Here is a 20813-nt window from a genome sequence, read left to right on the forward strand (position 1 = left end):
GCCGGGTCCTGCGGAGGATCATTGTCCGCAGGACCCGGCCGCAACTGGGTCGGGGGTGCGTTCGCATGGGCGAGCACGCACGTTTTTCCGCCGAATCCTGAAAGTTTCACCGACTACTCAGAAGTAGTGCTTACGTCCACCGACCGCGCGTCCACTCGCGCCGAGAATCCACAGCAGTGCGCCGACCACGAGGAGAATCCCGCCGACCGTCGACAGCAACGGGACTCCGACAAACAGTCCGATAAGGAGCAGGATGACGCCGAGGATGATCATTATGATTCCGATCTTCAAGTCTCTTCGTGCGCGCAGGATTCCCTGTATCGGACCTGCGGCACGCTTGCCGGTCTACTGCGTAATTCGGACCGGGTGAAATTCCGGCTGACCGCGCTTCCGGCGGTTTCTTGATTCCGTCTTGCACCCACCATGTGCCCCGGACTTCCCTGGGCATGCGCGTGAATCTCATCGACCTCCCGGATTCATGAGCCGGGCACGGGGATGCCCGCATTCGGGGGTCGTGCGCTTCAGGGGCCCGATCAGCAGGCGGCGTCCCGGGAGGTGGCCGCTGAGGCGTACGGGTGGATGGTGAAGACCCGGTCCAGGCCCACGACGCGCAGGACGCGGGCGGTGTTGGCGGGAATCGCGGCCAGGGCGATCTCCGCTCCCTGTTCGATGGCCAGGTTGCGGGCCGCCAGCAGAGCGGTGATGCCGCTGGAGTCGCAGAACTCCAGGCCGGCCAGATCCAGGACCAGCACCTGACCCGCGTCCAGCGTGAGGTCGTCCAGGAGCGTGCGGAGCTCGGATGCCGTCACGTGGTCGAGGTCACCGGCGATCTCCAGTACGGGTCCGGTGGCGGCGTCGCGGGAGGTGATCGTCAGCGGGGCCATCTCAGGTTTCACTCACGGGAACGGGAACGGGAACGGGAACGGGAACGGGAGCGGAGGCCGGAGGCGGGGCGGGTACGCCGAGCGCCAGCAGCGCGGTGTCGTCGTCGAGTCCGTCGCCGAACCCGGCGATCAGTGCGGTCAGGGCGGCGATCAGGGCCTGGGGCCCGGCGGGCGGCCGGCCGGCGGTGAAGGCGCGCAGGGCGTCGTCGCCGTACAGCTCGCGCTCGGGCCCGGTACGGGCTTCGGTAAGGCCGTCGGTATAGAGGAGCAGGGTGTCGCCGGGCAGCAACTGGGTGCGGGCGGCGCTGAACTCGGCCTGGGGAAGGATGCCGATGAGCATCCCGCCCGGGGTGGGGAGGTAGTCGGCGGTACCGTCCGCGCGCTGGATCAGTGCCGAGGGGTGTCCGCCGGAGGCCAGGTGTACGCCGACACCGTCGCTGCCGGGTTCCAGGACACCGAATATGGCCGTGCAGTAGCGGGGGTCGCCGCTGGTGTACCGCTCGTGCAGCACCGTGTTCAGGGTGGTCAGCACCGTGACGGGGTCGGGATCGTGCAGGGCGGCGGTGCGCAGGGTGTAGCGGGTCAGCGAGGTGACGGCGGCGGCTCGTGGGCCCTTGCCGCACACGTCGCCGAGGAAGAACGCCCATCGGTTCGCGCCCAGCGGGAACAGGTCGTAGAAGTCTCCGCCCAGCAGGTCGGGGGAGGCCGTGTGGTAGTACGAGTCGGCCTCCAGGCCCGGAATCGCGGGCAGTTCGGCGGGCAGCAGATTCTGCTGGAGGACGGCGAGGGCCTCCTGGAGCCGTTCGCGGTCGGCCTCGGCCTGCCGGCGTGCCTCCTCCGCCGCCTTGCGGCCGCGCAGCAGCTCGGCCTCGTAGGCACGGCGGTCACGGGCGTCGAAGACCGAAGTGCGGATGAGCAGCGGCTCGCCGTCCGCACTCACCTTCACCTTCGACGTGACCAGCACCGGCATGCGCTCTCCGCCGGCCCTGAGGTCCAGGGCGATACCGCTGGCCTCGCCCTTCATCTGCAGCAGCGGCGCGAAGTGGGTCTCGTGGTAGAGCCTGCCTCCCACGGTGAGCAGATCGGTGAACCGCTTTCGCCCGACCACCTGGGACCGCTCCAGGCCCAGCCAGTCCAGCAGAGTCTCGTTGATCTTCGCGATGGTGCCGTCCATCAGCGTCGACAGATAGCCGCACGGCGCCTGCTCGTACAGCTCCTCGGCGCTGTCCTCAAGGAGTGAGGTGAACGCCGCGTCCATGGCGGCCTTCCCCCGCTCCTGGCCGGGCTCGGGTGCCTGATCCGTGCGGCACATCACCGGCCTGCTCCGGTGAAGTCGATCACCGCTGCGGCGGTGGCCTGCGGTGCGCTGAGCTGCGGGCAGTGCCCCGTCGCCTCCAGAGTGACCAGCCGGCTGCCGGGGATCGCGGCGTGGACATAGGCGCCGACCTCGCGGGGTGCGATCACGTCCTGCGCGCACTCCAGCACGAGCGTCGGTACGGCCACGGTGCCGAGGTCCTCCCGGCTGTCGGACAGGAACGTCGTGCGGGCGAAGACCCGGGCCATGTCCGGGTCGGTCGCGCAGAAGGAGGCCGTCAGCTCCTCGCCGAGCTCCGGGCGGTCCGCGTTGCCCATGATGACCGGGGCCATCGCCGCCGACCAGCCCAGATAGTTCGAGTCCAGGGACTCCAGCAGCTCATCGATGTCGTCGGCGCTGAACCCGCCCCGGTACCCGTCCTCGTCGATGTACCGGGGTGACGGAGCCACCATGACCATGCGGGAGAAGCGTTCCGGCGCCCTGGCCGCCGCGAGCACCCCGACCATGGCGCTGACCGAGTGCCCCATGAAGATCACGTCCCGCAGATCCAGCTCCTCGCAGACATCCAGCACATCGCTGGCGTACCCCTCCAGCGAGCTGTAGCGCCGCTCGTTCCAGGCCGACACGTCCGAACGGCCGGATCCCACATAGTCGAAGAGAACCACCCGGAAGTGTGCGGACAGCGCCGGGACCACCAGGCGCCACATGTTCTGATCACATCCGAACCCGTGCGCCAGCAGAAGCACGGGCCCGTCCGTACGGCCCGTGACAGCGACGTTGTTCCGGCTGCGGATATCCATGTCCGGCAGTCTCCCACCACCCTCCGCCGAGCGGAGAGGGCGTCCGGCGCCCGGCCGGAGCGCCCACGGCTCCCTGTGGCTCTCGCGGGTGGCCGAATGCGGTGCGATTGGTCTACGCCTTCGGGGGCACGAGGACGGTGACACCCCATAAATCGAGAGGGACTTCTGTGTTGATCGCGCACCCCATGGTCCTGCGGAACCTCGTCGACCGGTACGAGGCGCTCCAGCTTCTTCCGTCCGAGCGGCGCACACCGCAGACGGAGCAGGAGAGGGAGGACGTGTCCTACACGCTGTGCGTGACCACCGGCACCCGCACCGTCGAGGACGCGCTCGTGGCCGCGGAGCAGCAGTTGCGCGCCTCGTCGGCCGACCCGGCTGCCACTGCCCCGGACGTACGGCTCACGGCCTGACGCCGACCGACGCGGTCCACGCGGGCGTCGGCTGACGCCTCCCGGTGGCGGGTGGCGCCGACGAGGCCGGTGACCCAGTGGACGGGAAGGCGGCTCAGCGGGTGGGAGGGAAGGCGGCTCAGCGGGCGGGAACCGGCTCGGACGACGGCTGCCACTCCCGCCCGATCAGCCCGAAGACCCATGAGTCGGAGACCTCGCCGTTCACCACACAGTCTTCCCGCAGCGTCCCTTCCCGCACGAAGCCGAGCTTCTCCAGCACGCGGGCGGAGGCCACGTTGCGTGTATCGGTCTCGGCCTGGACGCGATTGAGGTCCAGTGTGCCGAATGCCCACCGCAGCAGAGCCCGCGCGGTTTCGGTCGCGTAGCCGTGTCCCCACGCCGCGGCGTCGAAGCAGTAGCCGAGTGACGCGCTGCGGTACTCCGGATTCCATCTGCTCAGGCCGCACCAGCCGATGAACGCTCCGTCGGAGACACGATCGACGGCCAGCCGCGCCCCGGTGCCCTCCTGCGCCATCTGCCGGCAGGCCGTGATGAACCTCTCGGCGCGCACGCTTTCGGTCCACGGTGGCGCGTCCCAGTAGCGCAGCACGTGGGCGTTGCTGTGCAGGGCGAAGAGGCCGTCCGCATCCGTGTCCTCGAAGGGGCGCAGCCGAAGGCGGGCGGTGTGCAACAAGGGGGTGGGCAGCAGTGTGTTCATGTTTCCCCGGTGATCGGCGACCGGTCAATCAGACATCCGATGCGGGCCACTCGCAACGGGCTTTCCCGGCGGGCCCGCAGACGTGTCCGCTCAGCCGACGTGTCCACTGACCGGCGCGGTACCGCACCCCTCAGCAGGTGTACGAGTACCAGGGTCGCCGCCCCTGGCCGGTTCGGCCGTAAAGCTCCTCTGGCCAGGCGCTTTACGGCGTGGGTGCCAGATCTCGTCATCCTGTCTGCCAGAACATCACGCCGGATCCGCTCGCTCGGGCGCCACGGGAGCCAAATCGAGTAGGACGCATTCTGTCGAAGTAGACTTAGACACATTCCGTTGCCCACAGCACGTAGGAGCGTGAGTGGTGAAAAGCCTGCCGTCCAAGCCGGACGACGTGGTCGACCGCGACCGGGAGTGGGGTCTGCTCGCGGAGTTCCTTACGGATCCGGACCCGGCGATGCGGCTCGGCATCGTGTCGGGGCGGCGAAGGCACGGGAAGTCGTACCTTCTGCAGGCCCTTTCCGAGCAGGTCGGCGGCCTCTACGTCACAGCGGTCCGGGAGGAGGGGCGGCTGCCCGCGATCCAGCGGTTCAGTGACGCTGTCGCCGTCCACGCCGGCCTCCGGCCTGGGAGCCTGCGTCTGACCGACTGGCGTGACGTCCTGTCCAATGCCCTTGATGTGACCGCCCGTTCGGCCCGCCCGCTCCTGGTGATCGACGAGTTGCCGTACCTGCTTCAGCACTCGCCTGAAGTCCCGGGGCTACTGCAGCAGCTCTACGACGAACGTCAGCGGGGTGCCCGTTCCGGTGCCGGGCCGGGGCCGAGGCTGATCCTGTGCGGCTCCGCGATGAGTGTCATGCACGAATTGCTCTCGGGTACCAAGCCGCTGCGGGGGCGTGCGGTGGTCGATCTGCGGCTGGGTGCCTTCAACTACCGTGACAGCCGGACCTTCTGGCAGATCGCCGATCCGCTGACCGCGCTGAAGGTGCACGCCGTCCTGGGCGGAGCCCCGGGCTACCGACCGGTGGCTGCCCGGCCGCACCCGGACGACGGCTTCGACACCTGGCTCACCCGGACGCTGCTCGACCCGGGGCGAGCGGTGTACTCGCGTACCGAAACCGAGTACCTGCTGCGCGAGGACCCCAGGATCACGCAGCACACGCTGTACTACGACATCCTCACCGCGATCGCGCAGGGCGCCTCCACCCCCAGCAAGATCGGTGCCGCCCTGGAACGTCCGCGCAATGCCGTCGCCCACCCGCTCGGAGTGCTGGAATCCACTGGCTACATCCGGCGGGATCAGGACATCCTCCGCTCCCGGCACCCCGTCATCACGCTCGCCGACCCCGTGATCCGCTTCAATCAGCTCATCACTCTCCCGCAAGCCGCCGCAGTGGAGCAGGGGTTCGCCGAGCAAGTGTGGCGGCAGGCCGCTCCGACCTTCAACTCCAAGATCCTTGGACCGCACTTCGAGGATCTGGCCCGCGACTTCACCCGCCGCTACGCCCACACTCTGTTGCCTGACGGAGTGCCTGGCCCAGTCGGCACCACCGAGGTTGCCGACCAGGCTGCCCGGACCAAGCACGAGGTCGATGTCATCGCCCTGGCCGCTGGTGAGCGCCCGCAGGCTCCTCGCGCAAGGATCGCGCTGCTGGGCGAGGCCAAGGCGACGGCTGCCCGCCGCGGGACCGGCGATCTGGAGCGCTTGGAGCGTATCCGTGCTCTGCTTGCCGACCAGGGGTACGACACCGCTGCCACCACTCTGGCCCTGTACTCCCTGCACGGGTTCTACCCCGACCTGATCGATCTGGCAGATCGTCGTGATGACCTCCTTCTGGTCGATCTGGCCGCCCTCTACGGTGACTGAAACCAAGAGAGCGGCCGGTCTCCGCGGGAGGGGGGCAAGGATCACCGCAGCAGCCGGTAGGGAGGTACGCCCTGGTGGCTCGGGCGGCGTGCCCGGGGCGGGCGGGGCCTCTTCCGTACGTTGAGGGGCCGACGCGGTGCGCGCGTCGCTTCGAGCGACGCGTTGGTCATGCGGAAACCCTGTGTGCCGCGTATCGCAGGCGGAGCCAGGAGCGACGGGGCGACGACCGGGGCCGCCACCCCCCACAGGAGAGGCCCCGGTCGCCGTCCGCGGGAGCCGCGGTACGGCCCCGTATCTCTCTCAGCGCCGGGCGTGCGTTTTCTGTCACACCGCGCAGAGTCAGCGCGTTGTCGCAGGTCGTACAAGACATGGACGCGGGCGGGCGCAGGCCGTAGCGTGACGGACTGCGCACAGTGGCGCGGCAGTGGCGACCAGTTGCACAGCGGGGGTGCGGTGCGGCGGGACAGGTTAGGGAAGTGCTGGGGGACGACGCGGAGCTGACCACCGCGGTGCTCGCGGCGCAGGACGGAGACGAGGACGCCTTCCGGACTGTGTACCGCGCGGTGCACCCGCGACTGCTCGGGTATGTGCGGACGCTGGTCGGCGATCCGGACGCCGAGGACGTCACGTCCGAGGCGTGGCTGCAGATCGCCCGCGATCTCCAGCGGTTCAGCGGCGACGCGGACCGGTTCCGCGGCTGGGCGGCCCGGATCGCCCGTAACCGTGCGCTCGACCACATACGGATGCGGGGCAGGCGCCCCGCGGGCGGCGGCGACGAGTCCGAACTGGCCGCGGAGCCGGGCGAATCGGACACCGCGGGAGAAGCCATCGAGGCTCTGGCCACCGGCCGCACGATGCGGCTCATCGCCCAGCTCCCGCAGGACCAGGCCGAAGCGGTGGTGCTGCGGGTCGTCGTCGGGCTCGACGCGAAGAGCGCGGCCAGGACGCTCGGCAAGCGGCCCGGTGCGGTACGGACCGCGGCGCACCGGGGGCTGAAAAGACTCGCCGAACTGCTCGGCCCCGAAGCGGGTCCGCACGGACTCGACGCCGTCCCGTCGCAGCGCTCGCGCGAGGGGGCGGAAGCCGCGGTCGGTGTGACGCATTCGCGTCCCTCGACGCAGAAGGACATGTGATGGCCGACGAGCAGTGCGAATGGCTTGACAAGGACACCGCGGACCGGTTGCTGAGCGGTGGGCCTGTCGGTGCCGTCGACGGTCACGCGAGGGCGCAGGCTGCCCGGCTGCGCGCCGCGCTGGACGGTGCCGTCCCCTCGGCCGGCTGGTCCGATGACAGTGAACTGCCCGGCGAGAAAGCGGCGTTGGAGGCATTCCGGCTGGCCAGGGACGGCAGCGACGCCGAGCCTCTCGTGGCGGCGCTCGGTACGGAGGGGACGGCCCCGGGTGCGGAGCGGCGGGTGTTCGGTACGGGCCCTTCGGTGCGTGGTACGGGCCGGTCGGTGTTCGGTACGCGTCGGGCGGTGTTCGGTACGCGTCGGTCGGTGTTCGGTACGCGTCGGGCGGTGCGCGGTACGGAGGGGACGCCCGGCGCCGGACGGTGGGGGCGGCCGGTGCGGTTCAGCGTCGCCGCCGTGGTGGCGGGCTGTGCGCTGAGCGGGGTGGCGGTCGCCGCGGGCGCCGGCATGCTGCCCTCGCCCTTCGGCAGCAGCGAACCGATGCCCGCCTCGTCCGTGTCGTCCGCCGCGACGCCGCGTCCGCTCGCCTCCGGATCCCCCTCCGGTACGCCCGGCAGCGCCTCGCCGGGACCGGACGGCCGTACCCCCGCCGATGTGACGCCCGGCCCCGGCGCGCGCAGTCCGCGGATGTCGCCCCCGGCGAGCGAGGCCGGCGGCGACGTCGGCGACCGCGACAGCGACCGGGGGCGGAGCAGCGGGGAGGGCGGCGCGGACCGGCAGCCGACAGCGGGCGCGGGGGCCGGTGCCGGGAGCCAGGACAGGCCGACGCCGTCCGGCCACGATCGCCGCTCGGCCGCCGATGTGCTCCGCAAGGTGACCGCCGCCTGCCGTGACTACCGCGCGGGCCGGATCGTCGGTGAGCGCAGACGGAGTCTGGAGGCGAAGGCCGGAGGCGCGGAGAACATCGAGAAGTTCTGCGGCCGGGTGCTGGGCAGCAGCGGCTCCGACGGCAACCACCGCATCTCCTTCGTACCCTCGTCCCCTCTTCGCCCGGCTTCCCCCGCCGGACCCTCGCCCTCGCGGTCGGCCGGTGCCTCGCCTTCGCCGTCGCTCAACTCGCCCGCGTCGCCGTCACCGGACGCGGGGAACGGCGCCGCGACAGGTGTGGACGGCTGAGATGTCCGCCCGGATCCGGCCTCGTCCGGTGGCTGCGGCGTGGGTGTGACACTTTCCGGGGGCCCGGCGCAGTAGAGAGTGAGCCGACTGGTCATCGGCCGCGCGTGAGCCGGGGTTCCCCCCGTACCTTCGGCTCCGCGCACCGGCGCGGGTGGGTTACGTTCCCCCGGACCCACCCGCGCCCCCTTCACTTCACCCTCCCGTGGCTCTCTCCGGGGGACACCGCGTAGCCTCCGGACTCGGTCCCGGGCCGCCCCCGCGTGCTGAGGTCCGGGCACTGAGGTCTGGGCGCCGAGGTCTGGGCGCCGAGGGCGGGGTGCCCAGGGTCACCCCCTGAGTGTCGTACCCGCGTGCGAGACTCGGTCCATGCTCGGTGTCACGGATCTCCCGACCTATCTCGCCGGCCTGGTGCTGATCGTTCTGCTGCCGGGCCCCAATTCGCTGTACGTGCTCTCGGTCGCCGCCCGGCGCGGCGTACGCACCGGATACAAGGCGGCCGCCGGGGTGTTCTGCGGGGACACCGTGCTGATGACGCTCTCCGCCGCGGGGGTCGCCTCGCTGCTCCAGGCCAACCCGCTGCTGTTCGGCCTGGTGAAGTACGCGGGAGCCGGCTATCTCACCTATCTGGCGTTCGGCATGGTCCGCACCGCCCGGGCGCTCTGGCGTGACCGCAGTGACCGCAGTGACCGCAGTGACGGGGGCGAGCGTGGCGACCGGACCGCGGAGAGCACCGGCGGGGCGGCGGGCGGTGCGGTCGGCGGGGCCGCCGGAGAGCCGGCGTCGCCGCCGGAGCGGCCCTACCGACGGGCCCTGGTGGTCAGCCTGTTCAACCCGAAGGCGATCCTCTTCTTCATCTCGTTCTTCGTGCAGTTCGTCGACCCGCACTACGCCTACCCGGCGCTCTCCTTCGTGGTGCTCGGCGCGATGGCGCAGCTGCTGAGCTTCCTCTATCTCACCCTGCTGATATTCGGCGGCACCCGCCTCGCTGCCGCCTTCCGCCGCCGCAGGCGCCTCTCGGCCGGGGTGACGACAGCGGCGGGTGCGCTCTTCCTGGGCTTCGCGGTGAAGCTCTCGCTCAGCAGCGTGTGAGGTAGCCGGCCAGCCCGGTGGCGTCGTCGCCCGCCCAGCCGATGTACCCGTCCGGCCTGACGAGGAACAGCCCCTTGCCGTACGGCTCATAGGCGTCGAGCCGGTGGACGTGCACCGTACCGGCGTCCAGGGGCGGCAGTTCGGCGTCGGTGCCCACCACGAGCAGGGTGAAGTGCGGGCCCCGGAAGGCGTCGAAGAGCCGCCCGCCGTCCGGCCGCCCGCTGTCCAGCGGTCCGCCGTCCAGCGGTCCGTCGGGTGCGCGGTCGCCCGACTCCAGTGCGCCCGCCGCCCCTTCGGAGAGCGGCCCGCCGCGGTAGCCGATGCCCAGCTGCTGGGTGGCGGCGCCGCGCCGCTGCTCGCCGCGGTGGACCCGGGTGGAGAGGTTCAGCATCTCGGCCGCGTTGGGCCGCCGCTCCTCCTCGTACGAGTCGAGCAGCGCGGCGGGCGCTCCGCCGCGCAGCACCCGGCCGAGCTTCCACCCCAGGTTGTAGGCGTCCTGGATGCTGGTGTTGAGCCCCTGCCCGCCGGCCGGTGAGTGGACATGGGCGGCGTCGCCCGCCAGGAAGATCCGGCCGTCGCGGAACCGGTCGGCGAGGGCCGCGCGCGGGCGGAAGTCCGAGGCCCAGAGCACCTCGGTGACATCGGCCGCTTCGAGATGCGTGCGGGCGGCGATCAGGGCGCGTACGGCGTCGGGGGAGAGATCGGGGCGCTCCCCGTCGGGGAAGCGCGCGGCCAGCTGGAAGTCCTGGCTGCCGGGCAGCGGACAGAGCACCAGGAATCCCTCGTCGACCGGGAAGACATGCCAGTTCAGCCGGTCCAGGGCCGGGATGCGCACATCGGCGACCAGCATGGACGAGGGGTCGACGGACTCACCGGTCATGGTGATGGAGAGCGCGGCGCGGACCGTGCTGCGGCCCCCGTCGGCCGCGACCGCGTACGCCGCGCGGACGGTGGCCCCGGTGGAGAGCGTCGCGGTGACCCCGGACGCGTCCTGGGTGAGGGAGGTCAGTGCGGTGTCGAACGAGACTCCGCCGCCCAGTTCGGTCAGCCGCTCGTACAGGATCTCCTGGGTGCGCCACTGCGGGAGGATGCGCGGCAGTCCCGCGTACGGCGCCGCCGGGGTGGACTCGACCGGGTCGACCATGAGGTGCTCGCCCTGCCGCTCCCCGTCCTTCCAGATCATCTGGACCGGGATGGGCCCGCTCGCCGCGAGCACCGCGTCGATCACCCCGAGGTCGTCGAAGACCTCAAGCGTGCGGGGCTGGAGGCCCTTGCCGCGTGAGCCGCGGAAGAGCCGGTCCGTCTTCTCGACCACGACCGTGCGCACTCCGCGCCTGGCCAGATCGGTGGCCAGCGCGAGCCCGGTGGGGCCCGCGCCGACGATCAGCACATCGGTCTCCCGCACGCCGCTGGTCTCCATCACACCGCCAACTTCCTTAACGCTGTTAAGTTCCATGGTTCCGAGCCTGCCCTTAACGCTGTTAAATTGTCAAGGTGGGTACAACGAAGATCGACCGGGCGCGCGTCGCGGAGACCGCGCTGCGGCTGTTGAACGAGGTCGGGCTCGACGGGCTGTCGCTGCGCGCCATCGCCAGGGAGCTGGACGTCAAGGCGCCCGCGCTCTACTGGCACTTCAAGGACAAGCAGTCGCTGCTGGACGAGATGGCGACGCTGATGTACGGGCGGATGCTCGCCGGTCACCTGCCGGACGGCGGCGGTGAACAGGGCCGCCGGAGCTGGCAGGAGGAGCTGGTCGCCCAGCAACGGGCCCTGCGCGCCATGCTGTTGCGCCACCGCGACGGCGCCAGGGTCTACAGCGGCGCGCGGTTCACCGGTACCGACCACGCGGAATCGCTGGAACGGCATCTGGGCGGGATGACCTCACGCGGGTTCGAGCTGACGCAGGCGGTCCAGGCGGGCACCACCGCGTACGCGTACACGGTGGGGTTCGTCATCGAGGAGCAGGGCGTCCAGCCCATGCCGGGCGAACGCCGCGAGGGGTACGAGATCGAGGAGCGCGCCCGGCGGTTCGCCGACTACCCGCTCACGGCGGCGGCGGGCTGGGAGATCTTCACCGACTACGACCGGCGCTTCGACGAGGGGCTGCGGCTGATCGTCGCGGGGATCGAGGCGGTGTACGGGCCGCGCGGCGGATGAAGCGGAAGGGACCGGCCGCGAGGCGGAAGGGTCGGCCGCGAGGCGGAAGGGGCCGGCCGCGCCGGTCCGGCTGGCCCGAACCGGCCCGGCTGGCCCGAACCGGTCCGGCCAGACCGCATCGGTCCGGGATGATTCAGGCTGGTTCTGGCTGTTTCTGACTGGTTCTGGCTGGTTCGGCCCCATCCAGGCCGGCCCCATCCAGGCCGGCCCCATCCAGGCCGGCCCCCTCCAGGCCGGTCCCGGCCCGTCCGGGCCGCGCCTCCTGTTCCTCCCGGTCAACGCGTCCGCCCTGCCCGTGCGGGCGTGGGTCACCGTTCCGTACCCGCCGGCCTCCGGTCACGCGATCGACGGGTCCGACTCCTCGTTCACCGTCCAGGCAGGGCCGGTCGGGAGGGCCTGGCTCGCCACTCCGACCCCCTTCAGTGCGGACATGGCGACCGCGACCGCGGCCAGCGCGCAGAGGAGCCAGTCGAGCGCGGTCGGCAGATTCTCCTGGCCCCAGTAGAGAACGGGGGAGGCCAGCAGCGCGGCGAGCAGGGCGCCGCCGAGGATCGGACCGTGCACGGGCGCGGAGAACTTGGCGGTGCGGGGCACCCGCCGGACGGTGCGGGACCGGCGCCGGCCGCCGGAACGCAGCGGCTCGGTGCCGCTCAGATAGCGGCGTGCCTCATCCGGGTCCGAGAGCCCCAGGAACACCTCGCCGCTGTCGGCGACGAAGGCGGCAGGCAGTTCCGCCTCGATCAGCTTCCACCGCAGCGGCCAGCAGATCCATCCCTCCTGGCCCGCGAAGCGCGCCGCCGCCCGGCCCACATCGCCGGGAGGACCGGACAGCCTGATCTCGTGGTCACCGTCCCGGAGCACGAGCCAGTGGAACTGCGTGACGTCCTGCTCGCCCGGCTTGTCGCCCCGCTCCAGGAACCGCATCCGGACGGGCTCTCCCGCCACGACGCGCGCGGCGTGCAGTTCACCCCCGGCGGCATCGGCGGCCAGCACCCGCAACTTGCTGTGCGCCTCGGCCTCGCTCGCCTGCCGACGGGCGAAGAGCAGCGCTTTCAGTGTCGCCAGGATGACCAGGAGCATCACGATCCCGCCGAGCACGCCGCCGGAATCGGCGACCAGCCGGGCGAGCGACACCGGGGTCAGCAGGAGGACGACCGCCCCGATCGTACGGCCCCTGTCACGGGCCGGAAGCGGGAGCCTGCCCGGCAACGGGGGTATCGGGGAAGGCTGTTGCGCCGCAGAGGGCGATGCGAAGGGCGCCGCGGTGAGGCGGGGTGCCACGCGGCAGGCAAGTGCCCATCCTCCGGCGGCGACAGCGGCCGCCCCGAGCGCCGACAGGATGTCCCAGCGCGGGGCGGGCGCGTCGAAACGTACGAAGACCAGAGCCAGGGCCAGAGCCGCGCAGGCCAGGGCCGTGCTGCCGAGAGCACGGGTGATCAGGGTGGAGCGTCGCATGGGTGTCCTCACCGGGGCGGGGGAGCCGGGGTGGGGACCGTCTCGCGGAACGCGCCTCCGTACGGACCGGCGGCTTCCACGGTGGAACGTGGGGCGGCACACGTGCGCCGGGCCGAACAAGGCGTATCAGTTTCACCTGTGTTCCCGGATAAGTAAAGGCGCGTCTCCGGCCACCCGAGCAGCGTGCCGGTCCGCGCCCCGACAGACCGGCCGGGGTGCCCAACCAGCCTGTCGGAGAGCGCTGTTGACGGAGCGTTCGCCGTACGGCGCCCCGGGCCTCGCCGACCCGTCACCGGCTCCCGGACACCCCGGCCCTTCCGGACAGGGCGCCGCGCAGCAGAGGCGTCAGCCTGTTCTCGACGCAGCGGTTGAGCAGCTGGGCGAGGCCGAGCATCAGCACGACGGTCAGTACGAGCGTCCCGTACGAGGGGATGCCGAGCTTCCGGTGGAGCACCGCCACCACCACCCAGCCCAGATGCTCATGGACCAGATAGAACGGATACGTCAGCGCTCCGGCGACCGTCAGCCAGCGCCAGTCGGCCCAGCGGAAGAGGCCGAGTGCCACCGCGCCCACCAGGACGAAGCCCAGCGTGACCACGGCGATGATCACCGAGGTGTGCCGGTAGGAGAAGAACGCCGGATCGGCCCGGTGCCACAGGCCGGTGACCGCGTAGTGCTGCCCGATCGCCCAGCTGACCCCGACCACACCCCAGGCGGTGGCGTCGCGCCGGTCGCGGTGCAGGAGGTAGAGACCGATCCCGCCGACAAAGAACGGCGCGTACTCCGGCATCAGCACCATGCTCAGCATCGGCTGGTGCACCGCGTCGGTGATCGCGGCGGCCAGCGTCCAGACCCCGCAGAAGACCAGTACACGCTGCCGGTTGGCGCCGGGCAGGACCACACAGAGGGCGAAGAGCGCGTAGAAGCGCAACTCGGCCCAGAGGGTCCAGCACACGCCGAGGACCCGGTCGGCGCCGATCGGCTGCTGGAGCATGGTGAGGTTCACCAGCGCGTCGCTGGGCGAGACCGTCCGGTACGCGACCCAGGGCAGCGCGAACGTCACCGTGACGATCACGATGGCCGCCCAGTACGCCGGGTAGAGGCGGGAGACCCGGGACGCGAAGAAGGAGCGCAGCGGCCGGCCCCAGCCGCTCATACAGATCACGAAACCGCTGATGACGAAGAAGATCTGCACACCGAGGCAGCCGTAGGCGAACCACTCGGAGAGCGTCGGGAACTGGTGGCGGGCCGACCCGCCCCAGGCCGCGCTGATGTCGCCGCCCCGGCCGCCGTAGTGGTACGCGGCGACCATCAGGGCGGCGACCAGCCGCAGCCCGTCGAGCGCACGCAGCCGGCCGCCTGTGCGTGCCGGGCCGCCCGTATGCGCCGCGCCCCTCGCGCGTACGGGCCGTCCCGCCCCCGTACGCGCGTCGGATATCGGCAGCGGCGGTGCGTCGGCCGCCTCGGACCCGCCCGAGCCGCCCGGGGCGCCCGAGCCGCCCGGGACAGACGGGGCGCCCGGGACGGACGGGGTGAGCGGGGCAGCCGGGGCAGAAGAGACGGCCGGCGGGACAGGAGAGACGGCCGGCGGGGCCGGTGCGGTGGCCCGTGGGGTAACCCCTGGGGCGGTCATCCCAGGGCAACTCTCTTGAGGGTGCGGGCCCGCCGGGCCACCCGCCGTACCGTCGCGTTGCGCGGGATGAAGGCGAGCTGCGCGGGCAGCGCACCCGGCAGCCCCAGCACGGTCAGCCGTCGGCGCTTGAAGTAGCGCCAGGTGTGGGCGTCCAGACGGCGGGTCAGGTATGCCTCGGCCGCCGGGCGCAGATCGGCTCGCAGCTGCGGCTGCATCGCGAAGCCCACGGCGGCGACGAGCCCCGGCAGATCATCGGCGGGCGCGCTCCCGGCACCCTCCAGATCCGGCAGCAGCGCGTCTACGAGGGTGACCGGGACGCGGTTGCTGTTCTGGTACGGGGCGAGCCGGTCGAGCAGCAGCTCCGTACCGGTGCGGGCGACCGGGATCCCGTAGAAGGCGTGCGCCGTCAGCAGCGCGGTCGAGAAGCAGCCGACCACCAGCGCGGGGCGCATCCGCTCGTACAGCGTCTCGGCGAGCAACGGCTTCTCCACCACGGTCAGTTCGGCGCCCAGCGCCTCCGCCTCCCGTTCCAGCAGCCGCGACCAGCGGGCCGGGGCCGTCGGGTGCGGCTTGAACACGACCGTGCGGTGGCCGAGCGCGACCGCACCCCGCAGCATCCGCACATGCAGCTCCTCCTCTTCCTGCGGGGTGAGGATCTCCAGCGCCGAGAGGTACTGGCCGAGCAGCAGCGCCGGGGGCTCCGCACACGCGGGCAGCCCGTCCGCCGACGCGGCCACCTCGCCCAGCACCCGCCGGAAGGCGGCATCCGGCACCACCTCCGGCACGGCCCCGAACTCGGCGAGCAGCAGCGGCTTCAGCCCCGGCACCAGATCCAGATGGAGCAGCCGCCGGATCCGGGTGCCGACCAGCGGATCGATCTTGTTGCGGGTCGGGCCGTACGACATCAGCCCGTCGGCGTACACCGTGACCGGCGCGTCCTGGAAGAGCAGCGCGAGCGCCTGCGCCGGGTTGACCTGCACGGACTCGACCGCCAGCTCGATCAGGTCGTCACCGAGATCCCAGAGCAGCCGCAACTGCCGCTCCCACAGCGGGATGTCGTCGGTGCGCGGCGACCAGCCGCCCGGGTGCAGCGGGGCGATGGTGTCGTTCCACGAGAGCACTCCGTCGAACCGGTCGCGCAGCGGTGCGAAGCCCGGCATCGCGTCCAGCGCCGGGGTGGTCTCCGGGATCGCCGCGTTGTTGCTGACCAGCAGCAGCCGCCGGTCGGCCGCCCCGAAGCAGCCGCTGTCGATCGCGGCGGCCAGCGTGGCGGCCCCGTACAGCGTGGAGGCGTAGAAGATCTGCGTCGTACGGGGTGCGCTCGACGCAGTGGATGCGGCGGGCGTGAGGGGCGCAAGGGCGTCGGGGGCGGGCGGCGGTGTCACGCTGCGGCCTCCGTCGTCAGCGGGGCCGGGCGGCGGCGCAACCGCCGCAGCCGCGATGCGCGCGGGGTGTCCATCGAGTCGAGCGCGTCGCTCAGCAGATCCTGCGGCATCCGTTTCAGCGCGGCCGCGCTGAGCGTCCGCAATTTACGTGCCACGGCAGGTTCGAACCTTTCGATGGAGCCCAGATGGTGCGAAATGATCGCGCAATAGGTGCGCACGGCCTTGGGCAGAAGAAGATCGGCTTCCGGGTCTTTCGATGTCTCATCGATAACCTGGTCGAATGCGCGGATGAAATCGAGCTGGCGTACATCGCCGATCTGTGTGAGGGACGAGGCGACACCACGCCGGTAGAAAATTCCGAGCAGGCCGAGCACGGCGAAGGAATCCGCTTCCCTGTGCAGCCGCCAGATCCACGGGCGGTCCTCCGCGGTGCGCAGCCCATGGGTGAAGTGCAGCAGCCCCCGGTCCAGCAGTCTGCGGTGGTACATACCGGCCCAGGCGTACGCGTAGTCGACAGGTGTGGAGCGGTCGGCGGGCAGGATCACCTCACGCGGACGGATCACCTGGCCCCTTCTGCCGTACGGGACCCGGTGGACCGTACGGGTGCTGCCGGTGCACTGCACATGGTCGGTACGGACGAAGTCGCAGCCCAGGGCCTCCATGCCGGCGAGCAGCCGCTCGTAGTGGCCGGGGGCGAGCCAGTCGTCGCCGTCGAGGAAGGTGAGGTATTCGCCGTTCGCCGCTTCGAGCCCGGTGTTGCGGGCGGTGGCGAGTCCTCCGTTCTCCCGGTGTCTCAGCAGGACGGCCCCGGGAAGCTCGCGCGCCGCACGTTCGAGGATCTCCGGAGTCCCGTCCGTCGAACAGTCGTCGACGAGCAGGAACTCGAAGTCGTCGCGTGCGTTCGCGCGCAGGCTTCTGAGGGTGTCGGGGGCGTATGTCTGCACGTTGTAGAACGGCACGATGACGGAGAGCTTGACCACCTGCGCGACGCTAAAAGGCTCCCCGGCATTCGCCCTGAAGGGCGGTGGGATGGCAGGTGAACTGAGTATGGCGGAATGGTGAACCGGTCGGCCCCGCGTACCGCTTCTCTCTTCGTCGGCCCGCTGTTAACCCTTTGTTGCGGCTGAGTTGGGCCGCCGAACGGAATGCCTTTCTACCTTCGTCGGTGTGCCAGCAAGTACCAGCGATGTTCTCCGCGTAGCCGTGATCGCCGATTCCGACACCCGTTGGAAATGGGGCGCGCTCACCGCACGCCGTCTCTCCGTCGGGGACACCCGGCTCAGCGGCTTTCTGCTGCGAGGCCGGGCCACCCCCACCCCGCGCCAGCTCGCCGAGGCCGGGTCCGGCGTGGACCCGGGCGCCGTCCGGGAGGTGACCGGGGCGGAATTCCTGCGGGCCGTCGAGAGCGACGGTTACGACGTGGTGGTCCTCGCCCTCGTCGGCGGCGCTGTCCAGGCGATGCTGCACGGCCTCGCCGCACTGGGACAGGGTCTGTCCGGCCCGGGACGACGGCCCGTCGTCGTCACCGGCTATGTCGGCGTGGTCTACGAGAAGCTGGCCGACGGCCTCCTGCTGCGGCACGGCGCCGATGTGGTCCTCGCCAACTCGCTGCACGACGCGGAACGTTTCCGCGCGGTGTACGAGGGGGTGGGCGCCGACGCGTCCGCCGTGACCGGGGCCGCGCTGCCCTTCCTCGGCGGGGCGCCGTACGCCGGGGGAGCGCTGCGGACCGTGGTCTTCGCCGCCCAGCCCTCGGTCCCCGCATCCCGCGAGGGCCGTACCTACCTCCTGCGCCGTCTGGCCGAGCACGCCCGGCTGCACCCGGACCGCGAGGTGCTGCTCAAGCTCCGCTCGCAGCCCGGCGAGCACACCACGCACATCGAGGAGCTGCCGTACCAGAAGCTGGCCGAGAAGCTCCCCGGCGGACTGCCCGCCAACCTCCGTCTGGTGTACGGGCACATGGGCGAGGTGCTGGACCGCACGGACCTGCTGGTCACCGTCTCGTCGACGGCCGCCCTGGAGTCCCTGCACCGCCGCATCCCCACCGCCGTCCTCACCGACCTCGGCATCCGCGAGGCGCTCGGCAACCACCACTTCCTCGGCTCGGGCTGCCTCGTCTCCTGGGACCAGCTGGACTCCGGTACGAGCCCGGAGCCCGACCCCGCCTGGCTGGCCCGGCAGGGGGTGGCGGCGGGGGGCCCCGCCGCGGCGGGAGATTCGTACGGTTCCGCGGGCGCTTCGTACGACACGGCCTTCGACGCCGTACGCGAACGGGTCGCACGGCTCCTCCTGGACCCCCGGCTGCCACCGATCGAGCCCTACTACACCCTCACCACCGCGCCCGGGTACCTCCCCGGCATCCTCGCCCGCTACCGCCTGGACGCGGCCCCGGCCGCGGAGCCCGGCGGCGTGCGGCGGGTGGTGCGCGACGCCGTACGGGACGCGGCGCGCGGGGCGTACCGCCACGGCGTCCAGCGCGTGGCCCCCGTCATCCGCCGTATGGGAGAACTGTGATGCCCACCGAGGCCACCGACCGGACCACCACCACCGAAGTCACCACCGGAACCGCACCGGCCGGAGCCACCGCGACCGCCGCCGGGTCCGCCCCTGCCGGAGCCGCCCGTACCCCCCGGGTGCTGGCCGTGATCCCGGCCCGGGGCGGATCCAAGGGCGTCCCCGCCAAGAACCTCGAAGCGGTCGGCGGTGTACCGCTGGTGGCCCGTGCGGTCCGCGCCTGCCGGGGCGCGCGCCAGGTCACCGACATCGCCGTCTCCACGGACGACGAGCGGATCGCGACGGCGGCCCGCGAGGCCGGCGCCGATGTGGTGCTGCGCCCCGCCGAGATCGCCGGGGACACGGCGACCAGCGAGGCCGCCGTGCTGCACGCGCTCGACGCCTACCCCGGAACGGATGTCGTCCTCCTCGTCCAGTGCACCAGCCCCTTCCTGACCAGCGAGGAGATCGACGGCGTCGCGGACGCGGTCGCATCCGGCGGCGCCGACACCGCGCTCACCGTCGCCCCCACCCACGGCTTCGTCTGGCGCGAGGAACAGCGCGCCGACGCCGACGGCGGCGGTACGGACACCATGGGCGTCAACCACGACAAGGCGTTCCGCCCCCGCCGCCAGGACCGGCCGCAGGACTACCTGGAGACCGGCGCGGCCTACGCCATGGACGCCCGGGGCTTCCGTGCCGTCCGGCACCGCTTCTTCGGTGAGACCGCGCTGGTCCGTACCGACCCGGCCCGGGTCCTGGAGATCGACGACCCGCACGACCTGGCCCGCGCCCGCGCCCTCGCACCGCTCCTGGACGTCCGTACGCTGCCCACCCGCGACGAAGTCGACGCCGTCGTCCTCGACTTCGACGGCACCCAGACCGACGACCGTGTCCTCATCGACTCGGACGGCCGCGAACTCGTCGCCGTCCACCGCGGCGACGGCCTGGGCATCGCGGCGCTCCGCGACTCCACGGACCTGAAGCTCCTCATCCTCTCCACCGAACAGAACCCGGTCGTCGCGGCCCGCGCCCGCAAGCTGCGGATCCCCGTGCTGCACGGCATCGACCGCAAGGACCTCGCACTCAAGCAGTGGTGCGAAGAACAGGGTGTCGCGCCCGAGCGCGTGCTCTACGTCGGCAACGACGTGAACGACCTGCCGTGCTTCGGCCTCGTCGGGTGGCCCGTCGCGGTCGCCCAGGCCCACGACGCCGTACGCGGCGCCGCACGCGCGGTCACCACCACCCCCGGCGGCGAGGGCGCGATCCGCGAGATCGCCGCCTGGCTCCTGGGCCCCACCCTCAACAAGTAAGGAACCCCCTCATGAGCACCACCCGCCTCCGTACGCTCGGCGCCAAGACCGCGGGCCCCGGCCACCCCGTCTACATCACCGGCGAGATCGGCATCAACCACAACGGCGAGCTGGACAACGCGCTCGCCCTGATCGACATCGCCGCCGAAGCGGGCTGCGACGCGGTCAAGTTCCAGAAGCGCACCCCGGAGATCTGCACCCCGCGCGACCAGTGGGACATCGAGCGCGACACCCCCTGGGGCCGGATGACGTACATCGACTACCGGCACCGCGTCGAGTTCGGCGAGGACGAGTACCGGGCGATCGGCGAGCACTGCGCCCTGCGCGGCATCGACTGGTTCGCGTCGCCGTGGGACACCGAGGCCGTCGCGTTCCTGGAGAAGTTCGACGTACCGGCGCACAAGGTCGCCTCCGCCTCGCTCACCGACGACGAGCTGCTGCGCGCCCTGCGCGCCACCGGCCGTACGGTGATCCTCTCCACCGGTATGTCGACGCCGAAGCAGATCCGGCACGCGGTCGAGGTGCTCGGCAGCGACAACATCCTGCTCTGCCACGCCACTTCGACGTACCCGGCCAAGGCCGACGAGCTGAACCTGCGCGTCATCAACACGCTCCAGGGTGAGTACCCGAACGTCCCGATCGGCTACAGCGGCCACGAGACCGGCCTCCAGACCACCCTCGCCGCCGTCGCGCTCGGCGCGTCCTTCGTCGAGCGCCACATCACCCTGGACCGCGCCATGTGGGGCTCCGACCAGGCGGCGTCCGTCGAGCCGCAGGGTCTTCAGCGGCTGGTGCGAGACATCCGCACCATCGAGGCGTCGCTCGGTGACGGCGTCAAGAAGGTCTACGAGTCGGAGCTGGCCCCGATGAAGAAGCTGCGCCGGGTCGCCGGTGTCGTGGCCGAGGGCGCGGACCGCGAGCCGGCGTCCGTCTGATCCCCGCGCCCAGGACCGGGCCCAGGGCCGGAGTTCTGTGAACCGGAGTTCTGTGAAACGGAGTCCCGTGAAACGGAG

At 71.5% G+C, this 20813-nt stretch carries 19 protein-coding genes; 9 read left to right on the forward strand and 10 right to left on the reverse strand.

Going from position 1 to position 20813, the window contains the following annotated elements:
- Positions 1 to 117: 117 nt before the first annotated feature.
- The 4 genes from ACFXBC_RS18970 to ACFXBC_RS18985 all read right to left on the reverse strand — a co-directional run bounded on the left by ACFXBC_RS18970 (position 118) and on the right by ACFXBC_RS18985 (position 2999).
- The gene (locus ACFXBC_RS18970; RefSeq protein ID WP_385025283.1) at positions 118 to 273 is read right to left on the reverse strand and encodes a DUF6131 family protein; all 156 of its coding nucleotides are present in this window, start codon (positions 271 to 273) and stop codon (positions 118 to 120) included.
- A gap of 260 nt (positions 274 to 533) precedes the next feature.
- Positions 534 to 884, reverse strand: a complete 351-nt coding sequence (locus ACFXBC_RS18975; RefSeq protein WP_385025286.1) for an STAS domain-containing protein — start codon at positions 882 to 884, stop codon at positions 534 to 536.
- 1 nt (position 885) lies between these two features.
- Positions 886 to 2196 (reverse strand): PP2C family protein-serine/threonine phosphatase, encoded by a 1311-nt coding sequence (locus ACFXBC_RS18980; protein WP_385025138.1) that lies wholly within the window; start codon positions 2194 to 2196, stop codon positions 886 to 888.
- Positions 2196 to 2999, reverse strand: coding sequence for an alpha/beta fold hydrolase (locus ACFXBC_RS18985; RefSeq protein ID WP_385025141.1), 804 nt, complete (start codon positions 2997 to 2999; stop codon positions 2196 to 2198). Before ACFXBC_RS18985 ends, ACFXBC_RS18980 begins: the two co-directional genes overlap by 1 nt.
- A 167-nt stretch (positions 3000 to 3166) precedes the next feature.
- Between ACFXBC_RS18985 and ACFXBC_RS18990 the strand changes: the two genes are divergently transcribed.
- Positions 3167 to 3409, forward strand: coding sequence for a DUF5133 domain-containing protein (locus tag ACFXBC_RS18990; protein ID WP_385025144.1), 243 nt, complete (start codon positions 3167 to 3169; stop codon positions 3407 to 3409).
- A gap of 118 nt (positions 3410 to 3527) precedes the next feature.
- Here ACFXBC_RS18990 and ACFXBC_RS18995 read toward each other — a convergent pair whose 3' ends face one another.
- Positions 3528 to 4106, reverse strand: coding sequence for a GNAT family N-acetyltransferase (locus tag ACFXBC_RS18995; protein WP_385025147.1), 579 nt, complete (start codon positions 4104 to 4106; stop codon positions 3528 to 3530).
- 355 nt (positions 4107 to 4461) lie between these two features.
- On the opposite strand from ACFXBC_RS18995, the gene ACFXBC_RS19000 reads away from it, so the two are divergent.
- From ACFXBC_RS19000 to leuE, 4 genes are all read left to right on the forward strand, one after another.
- Positions 4462 to 5967 (forward strand): ATP-binding protein, encoded by a 1506-nt coding sequence (locus ACFXBC_RS19000; protein WP_385025150.1) that lies wholly within the window; start codon positions 4462 to 4464, stop codon positions 5965 to 5967.
- Between the two features lie 476 nt (positions 5968 to 6443).
- Positions 6444 to 7100: an RNA polymerase sigma factor gene (locus tag ACFXBC_RS19005; RefSeq protein ID WP_385025153.1), complete on the forward strand. Its 657-nt coding sequence runs from the start codon at positions 6444 to 6446 to the stop codon at positions 7098 to 7100.
- On the forward strand, positions 7100 to 8275 hold the full coding sequence (locus ACFXBC_RS19010; protein WP_385025156.1) for a hypothetical protein: 1176 nt from the start codon (positions 7100 to 7102) through the stop codon (positions 8273 to 8275). The genes ACFXBC_RS19005 and ACFXBC_RS19010 overlap by 1 nt, the downstream gene beginning before the upstream one ends.
- Positions 8276 to 8641: 366 nt before the next feature.
- A complete protein-coding gene (leuE, locus tag ACFXBC_RS19015; protein ID WP_385025158.1) occupies positions 8642 to 9364 on the forward strand; it encodes a leucine efflux protein LeuE in 723 nt (240 codons plus the stop codon).
- On the opposite strand, the gene ACFXBC_RS19020 is transcribed toward leuE, so the two are convergent.
- Positions 9351 to 10820, reverse strand: a complete 1470-nt coding sequence (locus ACFXBC_RS19020; protein ID WP_385025161.1) for an FAD-dependent oxidoreductase — start codon at positions 10818 to 10820, stop codon at positions 9351 to 9353. The genes leuE and ACFXBC_RS19020 overlap by 14 nt on opposite strands.
- 38 nt (positions 10821 to 10858) lie before the next feature.
- Here ACFXBC_RS19020 and ACFXBC_RS19025 point away from each other — a divergent pair, with 38 nt between their 5' ends.
- The gene (locus ACFXBC_RS19025) at positions 10859 to 11521 is read left to right on the forward strand and encodes a TetR/AcrR family transcriptional regulator C-terminal domain-containing protein (RefSeq protein WP_385025164.1); all 663 of its coding nucleotides are present in this window, start codon (positions 10859 to 10861) and stop codon (positions 11519 to 11521) included.
- 336 nt (positions 11522 to 11857) lie between these two features.
- On the opposite strand, the gene ACFXBC_RS19030 is transcribed toward ACFXBC_RS19025, so the two are convergent.
- The 4 genes from ACFXBC_RS19030 to ACFXBC_RS19045 form a co-directional block, all read right to left on the reverse strand.
- Positions 11858 to 12976 (reverse strand): hypothetical protein, encoded by a 1119-nt coding sequence (locus ACFXBC_RS19030; protein WP_385025168.1) that lies wholly within the window; start codon positions 12974 to 12976, stop codon positions 11858 to 11860.
- 289 nt (positions 12977 to 13265) lie between these two features.
- Complete coding sequence (locus ACFXBC_RS19035; RefSeq protein WP_385025171.1) at positions 13266 to 14609, reverse strand: acyltransferase family protein; 1344 nt, start codon at positions 14607 to 14609, stop codon at positions 13266 to 13268.
- Positions 14606 to 15994 (reverse strand): alpha-2,8-polysialyltransferase family protein, encoded by a 1389-nt coding sequence (locus tag ACFXBC_RS19040; protein ID WP_385025174.1) that lies wholly within the window; start codon positions 15992 to 15994, stop codon positions 14606 to 14608. The genes ACFXBC_RS19035 and ACFXBC_RS19040 overlap by 4 nt, the downstream gene beginning before the upstream one ends.
- Entirely contained in the window at positions 15991 to 16974 is a 984-nt protein-coding gene (locus ACFXBC_RS19045) for a glycosyltransferase family 2 protein (RefSeq protein ID WP_385025177.1), read from the reverse strand. The genes ACFXBC_RS19040 and ACFXBC_RS19045 overlap by 4 nt, the downstream gene beginning before the upstream one ends.
- A gap of 187 nt (positions 16975 to 17161) precedes the next feature.
- On the opposite strand from ACFXBC_RS19045, the gene ACFXBC_RS19050 reads away from it, so the two are divergent.
- The 3 genes from ACFXBC_RS19050 to ACFXBC_RS19060 are packed head-to-tail and all read left to right on the forward strand — an operon-like array spanning position 17162 to position 20735.
- Entirely contained in the window at positions 17162 to 18508 is a 1347-nt protein-coding gene (locus tag ACFXBC_RS19050) for a DUF6716 putative glycosyltransferase (RefSeq protein WP_385025180.1), read from the forward strand.
- Positions 18508 to 19800, forward strand: coding sequence for a cytidylyltransferase domain-containing protein (locus ACFXBC_RS19055; RefSeq protein ID WP_385025183.1), 1293 nt, complete (start codon positions 18508 to 18510; stop codon positions 19798 to 19800). The genes ACFXBC_RS19050 and ACFXBC_RS19055 overlap by 1 nt, the downstream gene beginning before the upstream one ends.
- Positions 19801 to 19811: 11 nt before the next feature.
- Positions 19812 to 20735: an N-acetylneuraminate synthase family protein gene (locus tag ACFXBC_RS19060; RefSeq protein ID WP_385025186.1), complete on the forward strand. Its 924-nt coding sequence runs from the start codon at positions 19812 to 19814 to the stop codon at positions 20733 to 20735.
- The last annotated feature ends 78 nt before the right edge of the window (positions 20736 to 20813 follow it).

It is taken from the genome of Streptomyces sp. NPDC059398, from assembly GCF_042751845.1.
In the GTDB taxonomy this organism is placed as follows: Bacteria; Actinomycetota; Actinomycetes; order Streptomycetales; family Streptomycetaceae; genus Streptomyces.

Coding starts and splice junctions, on each gene's coding strand:
- ACFXBC_RS19060 (WP_385025186.1), top strand. CDS start 19,812: ATGAGCACCACCCGCCTCCGTACGCTCGGCGCCAAGACCGCGGGCCCC.
- ACFXBC_RS19020 (WP_385025161.1), bottom strand. CDS start 10,820: ATGGAACTTAACAGCGTTAAGGAAGTTGGCGGTGTGATGGAGACCAGC.
- ACFXBC_RS19035 (WP_385025171.1), bottom strand. CDS start 14,609: ATGACCGCCCCAGGGGTTACCCCACGGGCCACCGCACCGGCCCCGCCG.
- ACFXBC_RS18970 (WP_385025283.1), bottom strand. CDS start 273: ATGATCATCCTCGGCGTCATCCTGCTCCTTATCGGACTGTTTGTCGGA.
- ACFXBC_RS18995 (WP_385025147.1), bottom strand. CDS start 4,106: ATGAACACACTGCTGCCCACCCCCTTGTTGCACACCGCCCGCCTTCGG.
- ACFXBC_RS18975 (WP_385025286.1), bottom strand. CDS start 884: ATGGCCCCGCTGACGATCACCTCCCGCGACGCCGCCACCGGACCCGTA.
- ACFXBC_RS18985 (WP_385025141.1), bottom strand. CDS start 2,999: ATGGATATCCGCAGCCGGAACAACGTCGCTGTCACGGGCCGTACGGAC.
- ACFXBC_RS19010 (WP_385025156.1), top strand. CDS start 7,100: ATGGCCGACGAGCAGTGCGAATGGCTTGACAAGGACACCGCGGACCGG.
- leuE (WP_385025158.1), top strand. CDS start 8,642: ATGCTCGGTGTCACGGATCTCCCGACCTATCTCGCCGGCCTGGTGCTG.
- ACFXBC_RS18980 (WP_385025138.1), bottom strand. CDS start 2,196: ATGTGCCGCACGGATCAGGCACCCGAGCCCGGCCAGGAGCGGGGGAAG.
- ACFXBC_RS19030 (WP_385025168.1), bottom strand. CDS start 12,976: ATGCGACGCTCCACCCTGATCACCCGTGCTCTCGGCAGCACGGCCCTG.
- ACFXBC_RS19055 (WP_385025183.1), top strand. CDS start 18,508: ATGCCCACCGAGGCCACCGACCGGACCACCACCACCGAAGTCACCACC.